Annotated in this window: 21 protein-coding genes; 19 read left to right on the forward strand and 2 right to left on the reverse strand. The window is 46.9% G+C overall.

What is annotated here, in order from left to right; translation table 11 throughout:
- Positions 1-7 precede the first annotated feature (7 nt).
- Entirely contained in the window at positions 8-592 is a 585-nt protein-coding gene (locus tag HNP82_RS02910; RefSeq protein WP_243164622.1) for an SOS response-associated peptidase, read from the forward strand.
- Here the strand turns inward: HNP82_RS02910 and HNP82_RS02915 are convergent.
- Together HNP82_RS02915 and HNP82_RS02920 are read right to left on the reverse strand one after the other, a co-directional pair.
- Complete coding sequence (locus HNP82_RS02915; protein WP_183771336.1) at positions 589-1,044, reverse strand: GNAT family N-acetyltransferase; 456 nt, start codon at positions 1,042-1,044, stop codon at positions 589-591. The two genes, HNP82_RS02910 and HNP82_RS02915, sit on opposite strands and share 4 nt — an antisense overlap.
- A 31-nt stretch (positions 1,045-1,075) precedes the next feature.
- Positions 1,076-1,498 (reverse strand): hypothetical protein, encoded by a 423-nt coding sequence (locus tag HNP82_RS02920; RefSeq protein ID WP_183771338.1) that lies wholly within the window; start codon positions 1,496-1,498, stop codon positions 1,076-1,078.
- 297 nt (positions 1,499-1,795) lie between these two features.
- On the opposite strand from HNP82_RS02920, the gene HNP82_RS02925 reads away from it, so the two are divergent.
- From HNP82_RS02925 to HNP82_RS03010, 18 genes are all read left to right on the forward strand, one after another.
- The gene (locus tag HNP82_RS02925) at positions 1,796-2,743 is read left to right on the forward strand and encodes a hypothetical protein (RefSeq protein WP_183771340.1); all 948 of its coding nucleotides are present in this window, start codon (positions 1,796-1,798) and stop codon (positions 2,741-2,743) included.
- Positions 2,743-3,531: a DNA alkylation repair protein gene (locus HNP82_RS02930; RefSeq protein WP_183771342.1), complete on the forward strand. Its 789-nt coding sequence runs from the start codon at positions 2,743-2,745 to the stop codon at positions 3,529-3,531. Before HNP82_RS02925 ends, HNP82_RS02930 begins: the two co-directional genes overlap by 1 nt.
- A complete protein-coding gene (locus HNP82_RS02935; RefSeq protein ID WP_183771344.1) occupies positions 3,515-4,396 on the forward strand; it encodes a TrmH family RNA methyltransferase in 882 nt (293 codons plus the stop codon). The genes HNP82_RS02930 and HNP82_RS02935 overlap by 17 nt, the downstream gene beginning before the upstream one ends.
- Entirely contained in the window at positions 4,383-5,144 is a 762-nt protein-coding gene (locus HNP82_RS02940) for an HAD family hydrolase (RefSeq protein WP_183771346.1), read from the forward strand. The genes HNP82_RS02935 and HNP82_RS02940 overlap by 14 nt, the downstream gene beginning before the upstream one ends.
- Before the next feature lie 25 nt (positions 5,145-5,169).
- Positions 5,170-6,228 carry a transglutaminase domain-containing protein gene (locus tag HNP82_RS02945; RefSeq protein ID WP_183772077.1) on the forward strand — a complete coding sequence of 353 codons (1,059 nt, stop codon included), beginning with the start codon at positions 5,170-5,172 and terminating at the stop codon, positions 6,226-6,228.
- A 64-nt stretch (positions 6,229-6,292) separates the two neighbouring features.
- Complete coding sequence (locus tag HNP82_RS02950; protein ID WP_183772078.1) at positions 6,293-7,630, forward strand: MATE family efflux transporter; 1,338 nt, start codon at positions 6,293-6,295, stop codon at positions 7,628-7,630.
- Between the two features lie 253 nt (positions 7,631-7,883).
- Entirely contained in the window at positions 7,884-8,213 is a 330-nt protein-coding gene (locus HNP82_RS02955; protein WP_330599395.1) for a winged helix-turn-helix transcriptional regulator, read from the forward strand.
- A gap of 15 nt (positions 8,214-8,228) precedes the next feature.
- On the forward strand, positions 8,229-9,182 hold the full coding sequence (locus tag HNP82_RS02960; RefSeq protein ID WP_183771350.1) for a LysR family transcriptional regulator: 954 nt from the start codon (positions 8,229-8,231) through the stop codon (positions 9,180-9,182).
- Positions 9,149-10,450: a 2-hydroxyacyl-CoA dehydratase subunit D gene (locus HNP82_RS02965; RefSeq protein ID WP_183771353.1), complete on the forward strand. Its 1,302-nt coding sequence runs from the start codon at positions 9,149-9,151 to the stop codon at positions 10,448-10,450. Before HNP82_RS02960 ends, HNP82_RS02965 begins: the two co-directional genes overlap by 34 nt.
- Positions 10,444-12,126 carry an acyl-CoA dehydratase activase gene (locus HNP82_RS02970; RefSeq protein ID WP_183771355.1) on the forward strand — a complete coding sequence of 561 codons (1,683 nt, stop codon included), beginning with the start codon at positions 10,444-10,446 and terminating at the stop codon, positions 12,124-12,126. The genes HNP82_RS02965 and HNP82_RS02970 overlap by 7 nt, the downstream gene beginning before the upstream one ends.
- A gap of 97 nt (positions 12,127-12,223) precedes the next feature.
- Positions 12,224-12,691, forward strand: a complete 468-nt coding sequence (locus HNP82_RS02975) for an LURP-one-related/scramblase family protein (RefSeq protein WP_183772079.1) — start codon at positions 12,224-12,226, stop codon at positions 12,689-12,691.
- 62 nt (positions 12,692-12,753) lie between these two features.
- Positions 12,754-13,464: an ABC transporter ATP-binding protein gene (locus HNP82_RS02980; protein ID WP_183771358.1), complete on the forward strand. Its 711-nt coding sequence runs from the start codon at positions 12,754-12,756 to the stop codon at positions 13,462-13,464.
- Entirely contained in the window at positions 13,461-15,035 is a 1,575-nt protein-coding gene (locus HNP82_RS02985; RefSeq protein WP_183771360.1) for an ABC transporter permease, read from the forward strand. The genes HNP82_RS02980 and HNP82_RS02985 overlap by 4 nt, the downstream gene beginning before the upstream one ends.
- 163 nt (positions 15,036-15,198) lie before the next feature.
- The gene (locus HNP82_RS02990) at positions 15,199-15,576 is read left to right on the forward strand and encodes a DUF6483 family protein (RefSeq protein ID WP_183771362.1); all 378 of its coding nucleotides are present in this window, start codon (positions 15,199-15,201) and stop codon (positions 15,574-15,576) included.
- A 42-nt stretch (positions 15,577-15,618) separates the two neighbouring features.
- Positions 15,619-16,311 (forward strand): HAD family hydrolase, encoded by a 693-nt coding sequence (locus HNP82_RS02995; RefSeq protein ID WP_183771364.1) that lies wholly within the window; start codon positions 15,619-15,621, stop codon positions 16,309-16,311.
- A gap of 57 nt (positions 16,312-16,368) precedes the next feature.
- The gene (locus tag HNP82_RS03000; RefSeq protein WP_183771366.1) at positions 16,369-17,214 is read left to right on the forward strand and encodes a hypothetical protein; all 846 of its coding nucleotides are present in this window, start codon (positions 16,369-16,371) and stop codon (positions 17,212-17,214) included.
- Between the two features lie 50 nt (positions 17,215-17,264).
- Positions 17,265-17,933 (forward strand): YkgJ family cysteine cluster protein, encoded by a 669-nt coding sequence (locus HNP82_RS03005; RefSeq protein ID WP_183771368.1) that lies wholly within the window; start codon positions 17,265-17,267, stop codon positions 17,931-17,933.
- A gap of 12 nt (positions 17,934-17,945) precedes the next feature.
- Positions 17,946-19,136, forward strand: a complete 1,191-nt coding sequence (locus HNP82_RS03010; RefSeq protein WP_183771370.1) for a Card1-like endonuclease domain-containing protein — start codon at positions 17,946-17,948, stop codon at positions 19,134-19,136.
- Positions 19,137-19,138: the final 2 nt, after the last annotated feature.

A 19,138-nucleotide genomic window follows, 5' to 3' on the forward strand; every position in this document is an offset into this window, starting at 1 on the left:
GTGATAGATGATGTGCGGCAGATATTATACTGATGATGAAACCACCAAAATAATAGAAAAAATGACAGGCGTTGCCGCGCCTGGGATAAATTTAGGGGGAAGGGAAGATGTGTGTCCCTCTCAAAAAACTGTTGTCCTCAGGGCCAAAGAAGGGAAGATGATCCCCCAGCTTATGCTCTGGGGATTTCCCCGGTTTGATCACAAGGGCCTGATTATCAATGCCCGGACGGAGGGGGCCCTTGAAAAGAAAAGTTTCAGGGAGAGTATATTGCGTCGGCGATGTGTCATTTTGGCCGGGGGCTTTTACGAGTGGAACAGGGTTAAAGAAAAATTTATGTTTGAACAGGCTGATGGATCGCCTCTTTATATGGCGGGATGTTTCGCCGGGTTTGACGGTGAAGACCGTTTCGTCATCCTGACGACTTGTGCCAATGACTCTGTGTCCCCGGTCCATGACCGGATGCCTCTGCTTTTAAATGAGGATGAGGCAAAAGCGTGGGTGCTGGATGACGGGGCCACAGAATTTATTCTGGCAAAAAAACCAGCGCCTCTTAAAAAGAAAACAGAATATGAACAGATGTGCCTTTTTTAGCTTTCGTGAATATACATCCTTGACAAAGCTTCTTCGCCGTCACCCTGGACCATGCAGAGAAATTTCCAGCCATAACGCTCATAAAAAGATGTATGGTCGGTGATCAGGTATAAGGTGTCGATGCCTCTGGATTTCATATCCTGGCACACGTAGTTTAGGAGGGATCCAGCGATTCCGCGGCATCGCCGGTCTTCTTCAGTATAGACGGCGCACACATTTGGCGCCAGATCTTTCCGGTTGTGAAAATCATTTTCTATGACGCCCATGCCGGCAATAATCCGCTCATTTTCCAGGGCCACATACCACTGGGGAACAGGCCCTTTGCAGGCCAGGCATTCGTCCATACTCTGGGCGTAGGCATCCAGAGGAATCTCCCATTTTTCATGAAACCATAAAGCTGCCTTTTCTTTTAAATCCGGCTGGTCAATGAGCCGTATGATCTTATATTCCATAATTAAAAACCCCTTTTGTGTAATATCTGTGTCAGGCCCGGTCGCCAAGGATTCCATAAATTAGCCCTTTGTAGGGGGTGAGCATATCCCATATCCACCGGTTGTTGTCTATTTGGCTTTCACCGCAGTCAATAATTTCCGTATGATTTTTTATGCTTTCCATAAGTTTGTCCAAAGGTTCCTCAAGAACATCGGGGAGAATGCCATCTGCCGTAGATATGGACCGGGAAAAAGAGTCTATATATGTATGGGCAAGGATCTCAATGGCCAGGGAATCAAGAGAAATATTTAATGCCTTTTTGTAATGTTCTTCATAAACCCGTAGAATGTGGCTGCCAAGTTTCAGGGCGCCGTTCCCTTTTTTATCTAAGTATTCTTTCAGGGCGGTATCACAGGTGATCTGAACAAGCCCTGGACAGTATTTTATTTTAACGTTTTCCACGTTTTTTGTCATTTGTTTCTCCTCCATCCGGTATTGAACTTAATCATAACATATTTTATAGGAAACGTCATAATAATTTTTTGTGATGTTTCCTGCGCCGGTTTTTGCTGCGCAAAGGGCAGATCTTTCCTTACAAAAATCGTGCGCATCCCCCGGAGGTTTTATAGTAAACGACAAATATATTTGTCGTTTACTATAAATATATATGTAATCCGGAAGAAAAGGGCCGTCAGCCGGTTCAACCTTTTTGTTGTTCCCAGGTAGGATGTGTGTTATGATAATGGCAGTTAATTGACGGGAGGAATGGCTATGGATCATTATGACAGTGAACTTTCGCGTTTACAGCAGGATATTGTTGAAAAAAAACGGACAGAAGTCAAATTGGAGGATCTTTACGCACAGCAGCGTGATCTGGGGATCCGGGTGGATCAATTGAGAAAGGAAAAGATTGACGAACAGGAAGATGTTGACCGGCTTCAGAACCGGAGTTTGAAAGCCCTTTTTTACCGGGTCACAGGAAAAATCGGAGAAAAACTCACAAAGGAGCAGGAAGAAGCTTACGCGGCGGCTGTCAAATATGACGCGGCGGAAGGAGAGCTTCAGGCAGTCAATGAGGATATTGATCACTGTAAAAAAATTTTGGAAAGGCTCATGTGGTGTGAGCAGGAGTATGGCAGAGTTTTTGACCAGAAGTTGGAGCAGATGAAAGCTTCAGGGAGCATCCAAGGACAGAAGATTCTTGAGCTTGAAAAAGAGGCGGGCATTTTAAAGGGCCAGAAAAAAGAAGTGGATGAGGCGATAGTAGCGGGAAATAAAGCCAAAAGAATTGCCGGGTATATTATCGCGGATCTGGACAGCGCTAAAAGCTGGAGTACGGTAGATCTCATCGGCGGAGGTATTCTGGCAGATATTGTAAAGTACGATAAGCTGGACAATGTCCAGAAGAATGTGAAGGAACTGCAAAACGCCCTGAGAAATTTCCGCACAGAACTGGCCGACGTCAAGGCAGAAATCCCAGCGGATCTTCATCCGGAAATCGGAGATTTTCTCCATTTTGCCGATTATTTCCTGGACGGACTGTTTATTGACTGGGTTGTCCGGGATAAAATTAGTGAATCCCAGAAGCGGGCCGGGGAGACATTCTCTCAGATACAAAAGATTATGGAAAGGCTTGAGCAAATCGACCGGGAGATCATGGAAAATCAGGAAAAAAATTCCCGGGCGCTAAAGGATATTGTAACAGAGGAGAAAATTTAATGGCTAATGACAATGTTTCAGAAAATATAACTGCCTGGGTTCGCCGGGAACTTGAAGATAATACAGATCCTAAATACCGGGAATTTCACAAGTCTCTTGTACCCGGCCTGGATAATATCCTTGGAGTGCGGGTGCCAAAACTCCGACAGATCGCTAAAAAAGCCGCAAAGGACGGATATGATTCGTTTGCGGGCCAGGCGGATATAAAGGTTTATGAGGAACTGATGATCCGGGGAATGATGATCGGCTACGGGAAAATGGATGACCAGCGCAGGCGCAGGGAGCTGGACGCTTTTGTTCCGCTGATCAATAACTGGGGAATCTGTGACTGCTGCTGCGCAACATACAAGTTTATGGAGAAAAAACCCCAGGACTGGTTTGATTATTTAAAAAAATATGCCGCCAGTGACCGGGAGTATGAAATCCGCTTCGCTGTTGTGTGTATGCTGGATTTTTTCCTGACTGATCCCTTTATCGACCAGGTTCTTAATATTTTGGGGCGGATCCGTCATGACGGCTACTATGTTAAGATGGCCGTGGCCTGGGCGGTGTCCATCGCCTACATTAAATACCCTGAAAAAACAGAGGTTCTCTTTGAAAAAAATATTTTAGATGATTTTACCCACAATAAGGCCATTCAGAAGATCAGGGAATCTTACCGGGTAGGTAAAGAGGATAAAGAACGGCTGAAACTTATGCGCAGGCCTACGTCACGCAGAGGTGCAGCCAATGATCCGGGTAAGATCACAAATCGCAAAGGTGGGACTTTAGATGGCGGAGATTATTGAAATCACAGATTTTTTAGATCCCCGGCTGGATATATACGCCCGGTGCAGTGAGGGACAGCTTTTAAACCGCCATGAGCCGGAAAAAGGAATTTTTATCGCGGAAAGTCCCATGGTGATCCAACTTGCCCTGGACGCAGGCTGCGAGCCCATTTCCTTCCTGGCGGAAAAACGGCGCCTTGCGGGGGACACGAAAGCGGTTTTAGACCGGTGTGAAAACACGCCTGTATTTACCGCAGAATTTGATATTTTAACACAGCTTACAGGTTTTAAACTGACGCGGGGGATGCTGTGCGCCATGCGGCGGCCCGCCCCCCGGAATGCGGGAGAGATCTGCGCCGGTGCCCGGCGGATCGCTATACTGGAAAATATTGTCAATCCCACTAATATCGGGGCAATTTTCCGCTCCGCAGCGGCGCTGTACATTGACGCGGTTATCCTTACCCCAGCCTGCAGCGATCCTTTATACCGGCGTGCGGTGAGAGTGAGTATGGGTACAGTGTTTCAGGTGCCATGGGCCTATATGGAAGACGAGTATGCCTGGCCCCATCCGGCGATGGAATGGCTTAGCTCCATGGGATTTAAAACGGCGGCCATGGCCCTTGGTGATCAGTCCAGGTCTATTGAAGATCCGGAAGTGATGTCCCAGGAGAAGCTGGCCATTGTTCTGGGAACGGAAGGGGACGGCCTTGCACCGGAAACCGTGGCAGAATGTGATTATACACTGCGCATTCCCATGGCCCACGGGGTAGACTCGCTGAACGTAGCCGCCGCCAGCGCTGTGGCCTTCTGGCAGTTGGCCGCGCCCCATGACTTTGGCTTTGGACGGAAGATAACTGGAGGAAGACGAAAGAATGAAGATTTATAAAAATTGTATATTTGACCTGTATGGAACACTGGTGGATATCCATACCGATGAGGGACAATCACTTGTGTGGGAGAAACTGGCTTTGTTTTACGGGTACTACGGGGCTCATTACTCGCCACTGGAGCTGAAAGGGGCCTATGAGCGTATGAGCCGTCAGGACGCCGCGAGCCACGCCGTGGAGGGCATGGTGGAGCGGAATATCGGCCATGAGGCATTTCCGGAAATCCAGATTGAAAAGGTGTTTGCCGGACTTTTTCGGATGAAAGGTGTGGAAGCGGATCCGGAACTGTCCGTTTTAGCGGGACAGTTTTTCAGAGTGTTGTCTACAGAGTACGTCCGTTTATATGACGGCGCAGCCGGGCTCCTTAAAAATCTCCGGGACCGCGGGCGCAAGGTGATCCTCTTATCCAACGCCCAGCGGATTTTTACGGAGTATGAGATGAAAGCTCTGGGAATATGGGATCTGTTTGACAGGATTTTTATTTCATCGGACTATGGCGTGAAAAAGCCGGACATCCGATTTTATAAAAAAATGATGGAAGTCTGCCGGATTGCTCCGGAGGAGAGTATTATGGTTGGCAACGACGGTATTTGTGATATCCATGGGGCTAAAGCCGCGGGGCTGTCCACTTTATATCTTCGTTCCAATCTTTCTCCAAAGGAAGATATTCCGGATGCGGACTGGGTCGTTGATCCCCTGGACATGGGGACGGTACAGTGCATACTCCTGGAAGGCACCAGCGATTGAAGGCAGTAAAGGAAAGAGAGATTTGATGAAGCAGGAACATTATTACCGGCAGATGAATAAGAGCCAGCAGGCGGCTTACTATGCCATGATGGAAGGATTTTTAGCCATATCTCCGGAATTTGACGTGCCCAGACTTGAAAACCGGGATCTGACGGACATTTTTTTCAGGCTCCGGCTGGATCATCCAGAAATTTTTTATGTGAATACATTTTCCTACCGTTTTACAGATATTGGTGACTCTGTCCGTATGACGCCCCGGTATATGTTTGAGAAGAAAAAAATCCTGGAACACAGGAAAGCTCTGGACGCCCGTGTCACCCGCCTTGTACGTCAGGCCCAAGGGCTGACGCCGCTGGAAAAAGAGTTGTTTATTCATGATTTCATCACCTCCAATGTGACTTATGATAAACTGAAAAAACAGTATTCACATGAGATTATCGGACCTCTGGCCCAGGGGATAGGAGTGTGCGAGGGAATTGCAAAAACAGTAAAAATTCTCTGCGACCGCCTGGGGCTGGGATGTATTATTGCAGTCAGCGATGCCGACCCGGACAAGGGTGTCCGCTACCGCCACGCCTGGAATCTCATTGAACTTGACGGAAAGTGGTATCATATGGACGCCACTTTTGACAATTCTCTTGGGCGGTATGGGGCGAAACGATTTGACTATTTTAATTTAAGTGACCGTCAGATTTTCGCGGACCACCGTCCGTCCATGTATCTTATACCAGAATGCGGCGACAGCCGCCGGGGATATTACATTGAGAACCGTCTGGCGCTGACAAAAACTGAGGATGTGGGTAAACGTTTAAAGGCTGTAGCAAGAAAAGGGCAGCCTCATTTTGTCTTTCAGTGGCGGGGCGGTTATCTGAACCGTGATATTTTAGGGGCGATTCTTGAGGAAGCGGCCCAGGCCGCGGCTGAGAGGGGAAAAGAGGTCTATATGTCCATGAATCCGGGGCAAATGGTTATTGAACTGACTTTAAAGGACAACGGCGATGGCGGCTCTGGAGAAAGCCGCCCGGCGATCTGTGTTGAGCAGGCCGATGAGGGGGATATTGACGAAAGAGAAAGAATGCAGTAAGATTACCAGTGGTAAAATTTAGTGGAGGGATCGGACTTTGAAAAGAAGTAAATTTGAAATCGACATGTGTAATGGCTCGATCATGGACAAATTGATCTCGTTTTCACTTCCACTGATGATTTCAAGTATTTTGCAGCTTATGTTTAACGCTGTTGATATTATTGTTGTGGGAAGATTCAGTGGCAGTCAGGCGCTTGCGGCCGTCGGTTCGACGACCGCGCTGATCAATATTTTTACTAATCTCTTTATCGGGATTTCCCTGGGAGCCAATGTTTTATCCGCCAGGTTTTACGCGGCGGGGCGGGACAAAGAAATGTCTGAGGCGGTACATACGGCCATCACTCTGGCCCTCATCAGCGGCATTGTTATGATCTTCGTCGGTGTAGGTATGGCCCGGCCGGCCCTGGCCCTTATGGACACGCCGGCAGATGTGATCAACCAGTCGGTGGTCTATATGCGTATTTATTTTATGGGAATGCCATTTTTCATGCTGTATAATTACGGAGCGGCGATTTTACGGGCGGTGGGCGATACAAAGCGGCCCCTGATCTTTTTGATCGTGGCCGGGCTGGCCAATGTAGTTCTTGACCTGCTTCTGGTTATTGTCATTCCCCTGGGGGTTGCCGGCGTAGCTATCGGCACTGTGGCCTCCCAGATGATTTCCTGTGTTTTAGTGCTGTGGTGCCTTTACCGCAGTGAGGGAAGCTATCAGCTCCGTTTCTCAAAGCTGAAACTGAGAAAAGAATATTTGAAGCGGATTTTTCAGGTAGGCATTCCCGCCGGGGTTCAGAGTACGGTCATTAATTTTTCAAACGCCCTGCTCCAGTCCTCGGTCAACTCTTTCGGTTCCACAGCCATGGCGGGATACACTGCGGCTAATAATATCCTTGGATTTCTATATGTAGCCGTCAATGCGGTTACTCAGGCATGTATGAGTTTTACAAGCCAAAACTACAGTGTAGGAAAGCGCAAGCGCATGGACCGGGTTCTCCTTGACTGTGCCATTCTTTCCATCGGCGTATCGCTTATCCTTGGAGTTGGCGCCTATGTTTTGGGTACCCAGCTTCTGGGTATTTACACATCGGAGGCGGATGTGGTGGCCTGCGGCCTGGAGATTTTATCCATCACAACAGTTCCTTATTTTTTCTGCGGCATTATGGATCTGATCCCCGGTGCGCTGAGAGGTATGGGGCACTCGGCGGTGCCTATGGTTTTATCCATTATTGGTACAGTGGGAACAAGGATTCTGTGGATCTACGCCTTTTTCCCTCACAACAGGACGCTCCAATTTCTTTTTATTTCCTACCCCGGCTCATGGATCTTGACCATAATCATGCAGGGCGTATGCTTTTATTTTGTTCGGAAGAAATGTATACGGGAAATGAAAGCCATCAATCTTTAAAATTTTTGCAGATTTACAGACATAGTCTTCCCCGGAAAAAGGTTTTTCCGGGGCTTTTCATATGACGGAATCTGTACTTTCTCTAAGATGAAAAATTTGCGGGCTGGAGCCGGTACGGGGGAAATACGGGGAATGTTGACAGTTTCGGTTCCCGCTGATATGATAAGTTTGTAAAGATCAAAATTAAAGTAAGTGAAAAATATGCTGTATGTATCTAAAAGAAACTATTGGGATTTTGTAAGGAGCGATGACCATGAATATTACTAATGAATTGCCGGCATGTCCGGTGGAAACAACGTTAATGCTGATCGGTGATAAATGGAAAGTCCTGATATTGAGAGATCTTTTGCCAGGGACAAAGCGTTTTGGAGAATTAAAGAAATCTATCGGCAATGTGTCCCAAAAGGTTCTGACCGCCCAGCTTAGGGATATGGAGGAGAAAGGGCTGGTCAGCCGGGAAGTTTTCGCTGAGGTGCCGCCCCGGGTAGAGTACAGCCTGACGGAACTTGGACAGAGCTTAAAACCTATTCTGGACGCTATGTCCCACTGGGGAGAAGCTTATAAGGCGAAAAAGATCGTCTGACGGGAGCGGTGAAAAATGACTCTGAACCAGTTAAACTATGTCATCACCATCGCAAAGACAGGCTCAATGAATAAGGCTGCCCAGCTTTTGTATATCTCCCAGCCGTCTTTAACAAGCGCGGTGCAGGAGCTTGAACGGGAGCTAGGGATCATTTTATTTAACCGCAGCGGCAGGGGTGTGACCCTGACCGGGGATGGAGCCCAGTTTCTCCAGTATGCCAGGCAGCTCTACAGCCAATATGAGGATATACTGGAGCGCTATGGCGCAAACTGTATGCTAAAGAAAAAGTTCGGCGTCTCTACACAGCATTATTCTTTTGCCGTGAAAGCTTTTGTTGACATGGCGCAGCAGTTTGATATGTCAAAGTATGAATTTGCCATCCGGGAGACCAGGACTGCCGATGTGATCCGGGATGTTGGCACAATGAAAAGTGAGATCGGCATTCTCTATCTGTGCGATTTTAACCGGAGAGGTCTGGAGAAAATGCTTCGGAGCGCCGGCCTTGAATTTCATCATCTGATCCAATGTAAGGTATATGTCTATCTCTGGAAAGGTCATCCTCTGTCTGGTGAGGCTGCCATAAGTTTTGATCAGCTTTCCAAGTATCCCTGCCTCATGTTTGAGCAGGGGGATGACAGCCCCTTTTTTCTCGGAGAGGAGATCCTATCAGACCGGGAGTACCCTCAGATCATCCGGGCAAATGACCGGGCTACTATGTTGAATCTTATGGTGGGACTTAAAGGTTATACCCTCTGTTCCGGGATTATCTGCGAGGAGCTTAACGGCAATGAATTTGTGGCCATTCCTTTTTTGGATGACACAGAAAACAGAAATTCTGTTATGGAGATCGGGTATATTGTGAGAAAAAATACCTTTTTAAGTCAATTGGGGGAATTGTATGTTATGGAGTTGAAGAAATATCTGGAGGAAATACAATGTGGATCGCGGATAAATACATCAATTATGTAAAAGAACAGACCATCGCCCACCCTGAGGAAAGCTGGGGAAAAATCCTTCTCGGTTTCCGGTTAAATAAATTCCGCATGAAGGTGCTGCCCACCAAAGGAATTTCCAAAGGTAACCAGCGCCTTGAGACGATGATGATGTCCTTTGTTGCGGACTCACTGGCCCGCCCGGACAGCTATGTATGGGGCAATATTTTCGCCCCCTGTGAAATCATCCAGTGTTTTGGCCTGAATACCCTTTCCATCGAGTGTCTGGCCTGCTATTTTAGCGGATATCACTTGGAAGATTTCTTCATTGACCACGCTCAGAACGCCGGTATTGCGCCGACCCTTTGTTCCTACCACAAAACCTTTGTGGGTGCCATTGACAGCGGTGCGGTGCCGGTGCCGGAGTACGCGGTGACTACATCCCTTTCCTGTGACGGGAACTTAAATACATTCCGTTATCTTGAAAAAAAGAAAGGGGTACCTTTTACTTTTCTTGATGTCCCTTACCGGGATGATCCGGCATCCGTGGAGTATCTGGCAGAGCAGTTAAAGGATTTCGGAAATGCTCTGGCGGCCCGCTTTGGCGGTCGCTTTGACGCGGCGGCCCTTGGACAGAGGCTTGACATTGAAAATCAGACAAGAAAAGCGCTGGAGGAATTTTTCAGGCTGCAAAGCGAGCGCTATTACCCAGGAGAGCTGATCCATCATCTTTATCTGATGATGGGGATGCATCTGCTCATCGGTACACGGGAATTTCTTGATCTTATCCGCTTTATGATTGAGGATATTAAAACCTATCCTAAATTTGACGGAAAGAAGATCCTTTGGGTCCATCTGATCCCATTTTATCAGGAAACCCTCCAAAGTTACTTTAATACAAATAAAAAATATCAGATCATCGCCTGTGACATGTCCATGGATTCCATGGAAGCTATGGATATTACAAAGCCTTTCCACGCTCTGGCCAGAAAGATCATCCACAACCTGTATAATGGCTCCTATTCCAACAAAGCCCAGATGGTGGGGCGTCTTGCCCGGAAACTTCAGCCGGATGCCCTGATCCAGTTCTGCCATTGGGGCTGTAAACAGTCTTCCGGAGGGAGCTTACTGCTGAAAGAAAAAATGCAGGAAATGAATATTCCCATGTTGATCTTAGACGGGGACGGGATTGACCGGCGCAACAGTCATGACGGGCAGATTCGCACCCGCCTTGAGGCGTTCCTTGAAATGTTGGATGAGAAGGAAACAGCGGAAGAATCAGAAAGGGAAGAACAGATATGCTAGGTTATATATGCAAATATGCGCCTGTGGAGATTTTTGAATCCATGGGCGCAGACATGGAGCGGATTGAGCCGGACGTGACCAGTTTTAACCAGGCGGAACAACGGATGCACCCTAACATATGCAGTTTCGCTAAAGGAGTTTTGGAGGAGGTCATGGACAGAGATTACGAAGGAGTGATCCTGACGACATGCTGCGACAGCATCCGCCGCCTTTACGATGTTCTTGTTGAAGAATTTCCCCAAAAGTTTATTTATATGCTGGACACACCCCGGATCACAAAAGATGCCGGCGTTACGATCTATGAACAGCGGATCAGGGATATGATCCGGGCCTATGAAGATTTCAGCAAAAAGGTATTTGATCAATCTGTATTTGAAGCCCGCCTTAGAGCAGACCATGAAAGCCGCCAGTTTAATGTGAAAAGTGATCAGGTAAACATTGGTATAATCGGAGCCAGAGCCAATGACAGTATTAAAGAAATACTTAAAGACAATGGCGCCAACGTGGCCTTTGACCTGACATGCACTGGCCTGGAACGTCGGCTTGTCTACGATGAGAAAGGGGTTATGACCGGATATGTCCGTGGCCTTTTAGGGCAGTTTCCCTGTATGCGTATGGAACAGGCAGCTAACCGCGATGAGCTGATCCGGAAAAGCGCGGGCAGTGTGGACGGGGTCATTTATCACACCGTTCAGTTTTGTGATAATTACGCCTATGAGTATGCATGGATCAAAGACTGGATGGACCGCCCAATGCTTTTGCTGGAAACTGACTACACACGTCAGAGCTGCGGCCAGATCCGGACCCGGATCGAGGCATTTTTGGAATCTTTGCCGTCCGCGAAAGATAATTCTCATAAACTGAAGGAGGTGCATGAAACTATGGAGAAAAATAAGCCTGTGTATGTCATGGGTATTGACAGCGGCTCTACGTCTACCAACGCGGTTATTATGGATCAGAACAAAAATATACGGGCCTTTGCCGTGGTGCGTACGGGGGCAAAATCCGGTGACAGCGCCCATAAAGTATACGGTAAAGTTTTAAATTCAGCCGGCCTTGAGCCAAAAGATATCTCATGGATCGTATCAACGGGATATGGCCGGGTCAGCATCCCTTTTGCCGATGAAAACATTACGGAGATCAGTTGCCATGGCAAGGGAGCCCACTATTTTAATCCGAATATACAGACAATTCTTGATATCGGAGGCCAGGACAGTAAAGCAATCCGTTTAAGCCCGGAGGGTGACGTAAAAGATTTTGTCATGAATGACAAATGCGCGGCGGGTACCGGGCGCTTCCTGGAAATGATCGCCCGTACCCTGGAAGTATCCTTGGACGAGCTTGGAACCATTGCTCTGACGTCTACGGAAAATATTGAGATTACAAGTATGTGTTCCGTTTTTGCCGAATCGGAGGTGATTTCACTGATCGCTAATAATAGGGAGAAGGCGGATATTGCCAATGGCGTCTGCCATGCCATTGCCAACAAAGCTTACGGCCTTCTGCGCAGGGTGGGGATGGCGCCGGAGTTTATGATGACCGGGGGTGTGGCCAAAAATCCGGGAGTTGTCAGGGCTGTGGAAGAAAAAATTGGCCATAAACTTTATATCTGTCAGGAGCCGGAGATTGTGGGAGCTGCCGGAGCGGCGCTTTACGCTTTGGAAAAAATATCTTGATAAATATAGCTGCAGGCATTACTATACAGGTACAGGACGCTGTAGGCTCTGCACGGCTATGTTCTGAATAATTATCTGAGGAGATTTATGTATGAGTATGAAACTATTATTTAAGCAGAGAATATTTTCATGGTTTGACAGCTATGATATCTATGACGAGGAGGGCAATAACCTGTTTACAGTCAAAGGGGAACTATCCTGGGGCCACTGCCTTCACATTATGAACAGTGTGGGGGAGCATATTGCCACTGTAAAAGAAGTTGTCCTCACCTTCCTGCCAAAATTTGAACTTTATGTGGGACAGCAGTATATCGGCTGTATTTCTAAGGAATTTTCTCTTTTCACGCCCAGATATAACATTGACTGTAATGGCTGGCATGTGGATGGAAATTTTATGGAGTGGGATTACCGGATCTTATCAGGAGATCAGGTGGTTGCCATGGTATCAAAACAGTTATTTCACTGGAGCGATACATATGTGATCGAGGTTAGTGATCCCCGGGATGCTTTAATGGCGCTTATGCTTGTTCTTGCCATTGACGCCGAGAAGTGTTCGAGAGATTAAGGCCATCTTTGCTAAAAACAGGCGGCTTTTTACTGCCACCTGAGAAATCAGGAGGATATAATATGCTTGAGATTAAAAATTACACAAAAATTTATAAAGGCGGGAAGAGGGCTGTAGATCATCTGAACCTGACCATTGAGGATGGGGATATTTACGGTTTTATCGGTCATAACGGCGCAGGAAAAACAACGACTATTAAGGCTGTGGCCGGGATACTGGATTTTAATGAGGGCGAGATCCTCATCAACGGGAAGTCTATTCAGACACAGCCCCTGGAATGCAAGCAGGAGATGGCCTACATTCCGGATAACCCGGATATTTATGAATACATGACAGGAATAAAATATCTGAATTTTATCGCCGATATTTATGGCGTTGGAAAAAAAGAGCGGGAAGAACGGATAAAAAAATACGGGGATCTGTTTGAAATCACCCAAAATCTGGGGGATATGATTTCATCCTACTCCCACGGTATGAAGCAGAAGCTGGTACTGATCTCGGCGCTGATCCATGAGCCAAGGCTGCTCATCCTGGATGAGCCTTTTGTGGGACTTGATCCGAAAGCCTCACTGACTCTTAAAAACCTTATGAGAGAAATGTGCCGGGAAGGATGCTCCATTTTCTTCTCTACTCATGTGCTGGAAGTGGCCCAGAAGCTGTGCAATAAAATTGCTATTATCAAAAACGGTAAATTGGTTGTTTGCGGCGATATGGACACCGTCCTTGGTGACAGCAGCCTTGAGGATGTATTTATGGAGGTGAGCGAATCATGATCCGTAAATGCGTGAAACTGACCAAGGTTCAGCTTAAAGGCATTGTCTTTTCCGGGCAATTCGGGGCAAAGCGGGGGCAGAAAGCGGCCAAGGCGGCCACCATGTCCCTTGTTCTGGCGCTGGTAGGACTTGTTTTTATATTTTACAGCGCTTTCTTTTCTTGGGCCTATATTATGATGGGCCTGTCGGAGACTGTGATGCCGCTGATGATGACGGTCTCCAGCATTATGATCTTATTTACAACAATGGCAAAAGCCAGCAGCTTTATTTTTTCGTCGAGAGACAACGATCTTTTAATGTCTCTGCCTGTGACCAACTGGGCCATCATTGTCAGCCGGTTCGCTTCCCTCTACATTTATGAGACAGTGATCACGGCGGTGATCATGCTCCCAGCACTTTGTGTTTACAGTTTTTTATGCGGCCCGTCCCCTGTGTTCGTTTTAGGGGCAGTAATTTCCATGTTTTTTGTGCCGCTTGTTCCTCTGGCCATTGCCACGGTGATCGGCATTGTGATCACCTATATTGCGGCACGCTTTAAATACAAAAACATTGTAGTCATGGTTTTGGGAACAGCGGCTTTCCTGGCGGTGATGTATTTTTCCTTTAATATATCTTCTGTGGATGAGACAAAGCTGCTCCAGATGAATACGCTGATCATGGATATGGTTTCACGGCTGTATCCTTTGGCTGCCCTTTATATATCCGGTATGGGCGGGAATTTTCTTGCTTATGCAGGCTACCTTGTAGTTTCAATTGCTGTGGCTGGGATCATCATTTCTCTGATCGCTTGGCGGTTTAACCGGCTCTGCGCGGCGCTCACCGCCCATAGAGTCCGGGGAAATTTTAAAATGACACAGTTAAAGACCGGCACTGTTTTCGGCTCCCTGTTAAAACGGGAGTTTAAGCGGTATTTTTCATCTACGATCTATGTGCTGAATACCGCCCTCATCTATGTGCTTTTGATCATCGGCGCGGTGGCCCTGTTCTTCATCAAGGATCTGGACGCGGTTTTAAATATTCCCGAAGCAGGGACGATGATCGGCGCCCTTGTGCCGCTCCTCATTGCCTTCTTTGCCGGGATCACAAGCACCACAAGCGCCTCCCTTTCCCTGGAAGGAAAGAATCTTTGGCTGGTCGCCAGTTTTCCGGTGCGGTCTATCACAGTCTTTCACGCCAAGATCGGGCTGAACCTTATCCTTGGTATTCCCTGTGTACTGATCGCCGCGGTTTTATGCGCCGTCCGTTTTCAACTGGGATTTACGGATATCGTATTTACGGTACTTATTCCGGTTCTTTTCACGTTGCTGGCGGCTGTGGGAGGAATGGCCCTAAATATTCATTTTCCCAACTTTACATGGACGAATGAAGCGGCCGTTGTCAAGCAGGGGGCTGCGCCCACGATTACAGTGTTTGGAGGTATGGCTCTTGTGTTTATTCCCGGAGCAATTCTGTTTATGACACAGACTCCGTCTCTGGTTCTATATACAATACTTGCTGTGGTGCTGATTATCCTTATTATCCTTTTTTATATGGATGTGAGAAGGACCCGGCTGGTTCAGTTTCTGGATTAACCGCCTTTTTTACTTTACAAGGGAATATTTAACCACTATAATAAAAGATGTGTTGCCGCGCACAGCGCGGCATATCCATCTGTAGAGATGGGGGCTATCCCCCGGAGGTTTTATATTAAACGACAAATATATATGTCGTTTAATATTTTTAAGAGGATATGACATGCTGAAAGATGACTATATTATGAGAATGATCAATGAAATGATCCATGCCGTGCTGGTACTTCTCCTTGGTAAAGACAGCGAGAACGGTGAAAAACTGGAGCTTCCCGAAGTGACAGAGGATAACACCTTCCAAAAGCTCATCGCTATGGCTGGGGAGGGGCAGATCAACGAGGCGGAAAATATGCTCTGGGATCTTCTGGAAGATAATGAGATCAAATATTTCCAGATGGCACTGTTGTTTTATGATTATCTCAATGATCTTGACGATGACGTTCTTGAACAGGGAGACTTTTCCAGAGAAGAAATTGCCGACGGGCTGGCCAGAGTTATGAAACTTTACGGCTATGAAGATATGGCCCGAACATTTTTAATCTGACGGATTATTCTAAGAGGTAGGCGTCAAAAGGAGGATTTTAATATGACGGGGCAGACGGCAAATGTCCATAAAAAAACGGTTATTTTCGATATGGATGGACTGATGTTTGATTCAGAGCGTCTGTGTATCCGGGCTTATGACTATGCCGGAGAGAAATACGGTGTGGGAAAGCTGGGGTACCTGGTCCTTGAAACACTGGGGATGAATCACGCCGCTTCACAACCTATATGGAAAAAATATCTGGGCGAGAACTATGACGCGGCGGGTATACGGCGGTATGTGGATGAATTTTACGAAGATTTTCATAAAAATAGTAAAATGCCGGTGAAAAAAGGATTGTATCGTCTTGTGGAATATTTAAGCACTCACGGCTATGATATGGCTGTGGCTTCATCCACGTCCACAAAAACGGTAATCGCCAACCTGGAGGAAGCACAGATCCGCCAGTACTTTAAAGTGGTCATCGGCGGCGACCAGTTAAAGGCTTCTAAGCCTGCGCCGGATATTTACCTTATGGCCTGCGAATGTCTTGGCCGCAGTCCGTCAGAATGCTACGCTTTGGAAGATTCCAGAAATGGTGTGCTGTCTGCCAGCAGTGCCGGATGTATGACTATTATGGTCCCGGATATCTGGCAGCCGGACGATGAATTTTTAAATCATGTCCACAAAAAATTTGAGGATCTTGACGAGGTGAGAGACTATTTTACAAAACTGGACATGGAAGACAGTGAATGACTGACGGCTTTTGTGTCCGGCAATTTTGGAGCAAATTCTTAATTTTGGAGGACGGATATGGAACAGAAGTTAATAAAAAAATGGGGGCTGTTTATAGCCGCCTGCCTGCTCTATATAGCGGTCTGCGTTTTCCTTTATGTCATTCAATATGTAATTTACGGGGGTACCATACATATGCCCTTAGTTTACGTCATCGTCATTCCCCTGGCTGTCCTCGCCGCCTGGCTGATCCAGGGCGGCTATCCGGAGAAAACTCAAGAAGATAGGGAGGACGCTCTTTTGAGGTCGGGGATTTATAAAAAAGAACCGGCGAGAAAGCGGGGCCGGTGGCACCGTCCTTTTAAAGGTTTTGGCCGGAAATGGAAGTCTGAGATGACCACTGGACAGCGGATCAATTTTTTGCTTTGCACCCTGCTGCTGACCGGGGCCACAGTTTTTCTGACCTATGCCCTGATCCGAAATCCATACATGCTCATGATTTATTTTTATTTTGCTGTTCTTCTTATTGTAGGGATTTCCAGCCTTTACGAGCCGGCAGGACAAAGGCGGCTTTCAGTGCTGGCCTGCTTTGTCTTTGGCGCCCTGTTTGCTGTGACCTTCCTTTATCTGTGGATTGTATCGCCTATGACAGTCAGGGAAGCCAAAAAAGCTTTGGAGGACGCCGGCTATGAGCAGGTGACCTACAGCAAAGTGATAGAGAGCGACGCCACCATGACCCTGATCTTTGAGGATAATATCCAGTATGAGAGCGAGAATGGGATAAAACTTGGCTGCTATCTCTTTGGCGTTCGCAAAGACGGCGTCAGCATGGGCGCCGCAGTCAGCGTTCTGGACAAAAATATTGTGGCGGTACAGCCTTTAAGTGAAGGCAGCGCTTTAAGCTTTTTTTATGAATTTCGGTAACTGTGAAGGTACTGAACAGTTACGAATTTTGATTAAAGGGGGTGACAGTCATGAAAAGAAATGTTTCTCTGGATGAAATTTCCGATGGTAAGCTTCTTGGGCCGGAAGATATGGCCCGCATGGGAACTGGAGATTGCGGCGGCTGCTGCGCCTGCTGTCAAGGTATGGGGACATCGGCGATTCTTGACCCTATGGATATATTCAGGCTGTGTCAGGGATTAAAGACAACATTTGAGCAGCTTTTGGCAGAAAAGATCGAATTAAATGTGGTGGACGGACTTATTCTGCCAAACCTGAAAATGGTTTCCCAGACAGACGCCTGCGGCTTTCTGGGGGATGATAAGAGATGCCAAATCCATCCATTCAGACCCGGCGTCTGTCGCCTGTTCCCCCTGGGACGATATTATGAGGACCATTCATTTCGTTATTTTTTACAGATTCACGAATGTAAAAAGGAAAATAGGACCAAAATAAAAGTAAAAAAATGGATGGATATGCCGGATTTGAAAAAGTATGATCAATATATCTGTGATTGGCACTATTTTTTAATGGATCTGGAAAAATTGATCCAGAACCGTCAGGATCTTATGAAGAAAACGGACATGTTTATTCTGGAGCTGTTTTTCCTTACGCCCTGGCATCTGAACCAGAATTTTTACGCTCAGTTTTATCAGCGCCTGGACACAGGCAGGAGATGGCTTGAAAATATTTCGGGTTAAAGGGGAACTAAAATGGAGATTCTTATTGAATTTTACCACAAAAATATTCTTGAAAATATGACTGCCGTCCTTGGAGTACAGCCGGATATTGTTATGTTTTATTTTGATCCCCGCTTTTTTACTCATACGGCGGTTTATGACACTTATCTGGCCTGCAGGAAATATATCCCCCACTTAAAGCTTGAGCTTGGGGTCATGGATTCCGATAATTACTGGGCTATGGAAGAAAAACTTCTCCGGTACGCCAAGGATAACGGGAATGACCATATTATCATTGATCTGTCCGGGTGTAATCCTCTGTCCGCCGTGGCTGCCTGCCAGAGCGCCGGCAGATATGATCTTCCCATGGTCTGCGCGGATCTGACTTTTTCAAGGATTATCTGTTTAAATGATCCGGTACGCCATTATGGTTTTCACAGTTTTGAACTGTCAGACCTGATTGAAGCTTGCGGCGGCAAAGTGATCGCCTGCGCCGACAGCGATTATCTGGATAAAAACAGGGACAATCTTTTATCCATGGCCGCCAAAGTCCTTGAGAATTCCAAAACCTGGCTGTCGGTCTGCACTTATCTGCAAAAGCACGGCGGCAACGGGCGGGGCGGACACAGCAGGCATTTTTCAGGACCTGCGGAATACCGGGGAAAAAATAAAAATCCGGTGCCGGACACAAAGATTATGCATTTTCTTGCCCGTACCCAGTTGATCCAGAACCTGACGATAAAAAATAATCAGATTCAGTTTGATTATAAAGATAAGGAATCTGCCGGATATCTGACAACTTACGGCATATGGCTGGAATTTAAGACCTACTATGCTCTAAAAGCGTCAAAAAAATTTCATGACGTAAAAAATAGTCTGAAGGTGGACTGGAACAGAAACGACACCCAGGATATTATCGGCAATGAAATTGATGTGACAGCTATGTACGGCTGTATTCCTGTAGTGGTTTCCTGCAAAATGTCGGAAAATGCCACAGACGCCGACGCGGTTAATGAGCTGTACGCGGTCAGCCACCGCATCAGCCCAGGCCATGTGATTCAGGTTCTTGTCACATGGAGCGATATTAAGCAGAAACGCCAGGGAATTTATATGAAAGCGAAGGAAATGGGGATTATCGTTATGGATAAAGAGGATATCCGCCACGGAGATTTTCCCGCGAAGCTTGAGCGGGCTATTTGCCAGAAGCGGACGATCATACGTTAGTT

The sequence above is a fragment of the Catenibacillus scindens genome (assembly GCF_014202115.1).
In the GTDB taxonomy this organism is placed as follows: domain Bacteria; phylum Bacillota; class Clostridia; order Lachnospirales; family Lachnospiraceae; genus Catenibacillus; species Catenibacillus scindens.

Coding starts and splice junctions, on each gene's coding strand:
- HNP82_RS02950 (WP_183772078.1), top strand. CDS start 6,293: ATGTGTAATGGCTCGATCATGGACAAATTGATCTCGTTTTCACTTCCA.
- HNP82_RS02925 (WP_183771340.1), top strand. CDS start 1,796: ATGGATCATTATGACAGTGAACTTTCGCGTTTACAGCAGGATATTGTT.
- HNP82_RS03010 (WP_183771370.1), top strand. CDS start 17,946: ATGGAGATTCTTATTGAATTTTACCACAAAAATATTCTTGAAAATATG.
- HNP82_RS02995 (WP_183771364.1), top strand. CDS start 15,619: ATGACGGGGCAGACGGCAAATGTCCATAAAAAAACGGTTATTTTCGAT.
- HNP82_RS02930 (WP_183771342.1), top strand. CDS start 2,743: ATGGCTAATGACAATGTTTCAGAAAATATAACTGCCTGGGTTCGCCGG.
- HNP82_RS02940 (WP_183771346.1), top strand. CDS start 4,383: ATGAAGATTTATAAAAATTGTATATTTGACCTGTATGGAACACTGGTG.
- HNP82_RS02915 (WP_183771336.1), bottom strand. CDS start 1,044: ATGGAATATAAGATCATACGGCTCATTGACCAGCCGGATTTAAAAGAA.
- HNP82_RS02945 (WP_183772077.1), top strand. CDS start 5,170: ATGAAGCAGGAACATTATTACCGGCAGATGAATAAGAGCCAGCAGGCG.
- HNP82_RS03000 (WP_183771366.1), top strand. CDS start 16,369: ATGGAACAGAAGTTAATAAAAAAATGGGGGCTGTTTATAGCCGCCTGC.
- HNP82_RS02980 (WP_183771358.1), top strand. CDS start 12,754: ATGCTTGAGATTAAAAATTACACAAAAATTTATAAAGGCGGGAAGAGG.
- HNP82_RS02970 (WP_183771355.1), top strand. CDS start 10,444: ATGCTAGGTTATATATGCAAATATGCGCCTGTGGAGATTTTTGAATCC.
- HNP82_RS02985 (WP_183771360.1), top strand. CDS start 13,461: ATGATCCGTAAATGCGTGAAACTGACCAAGGTTCAGCTTAAAGGCATT.
- HNP82_RS02935 (WP_183771344.1), top strand. CDS start 3,515: ATGGCGGAGATTATTGAAATCACAGATTTTTTAGATCCCCGGCTGGAT.
- HNP82_RS02975 (WP_183772079.1), top strand. CDS start 12,224: ATGAAACTATTATTTAAGCAGAGAATATTTTCATGGTTTGACAGCTAT.
- HNP82_RS02990 (WP_183771362.1), top strand. CDS start 15,199: ATGCTGAAAGATGACTATATTATGAGAATGATCAATGAAATGATCCAT.
- HNP82_RS02965 (WP_183771353.1), top strand. CDS start 9,149: ATGTGGATCGCGGATAAATACATCAATTATGTAAAAGAACAGACCATC.
- HNP82_RS03005 (WP_183771368.1), top strand. CDS start 17,265: ATGAAAAGAAATGTTTCTCTGGATGAAATTTCCGATGGTAAGCTTCTT.
- HNP82_RS02920 (WP_183771338.1), bottom strand. CDS start 1,498: ATGACAAAAAACGTGGAAAACGTTAAAATAAAATACTGTCCAGGGCTT.
- HNP82_RS02910 (WP_243164622.1), top strand. CDS start 8: ATGATGTGCGGCAGATATTATACTGATGATGAAACCACCAAAATAATA.
- HNP82_RS02955 (WP_330599395.1), top strand. CDS start 7,884: ATGAATATTACTAATGAATTGCCGGCATGTCCGGTGGAAACAACGTTA.
- HNP82_RS02960 (WP_183771350.1), top strand. CDS start 8,229: ATGACTCTGAACCAGTTAAACTATGTCATCACCATCGCAAAGACAGGC.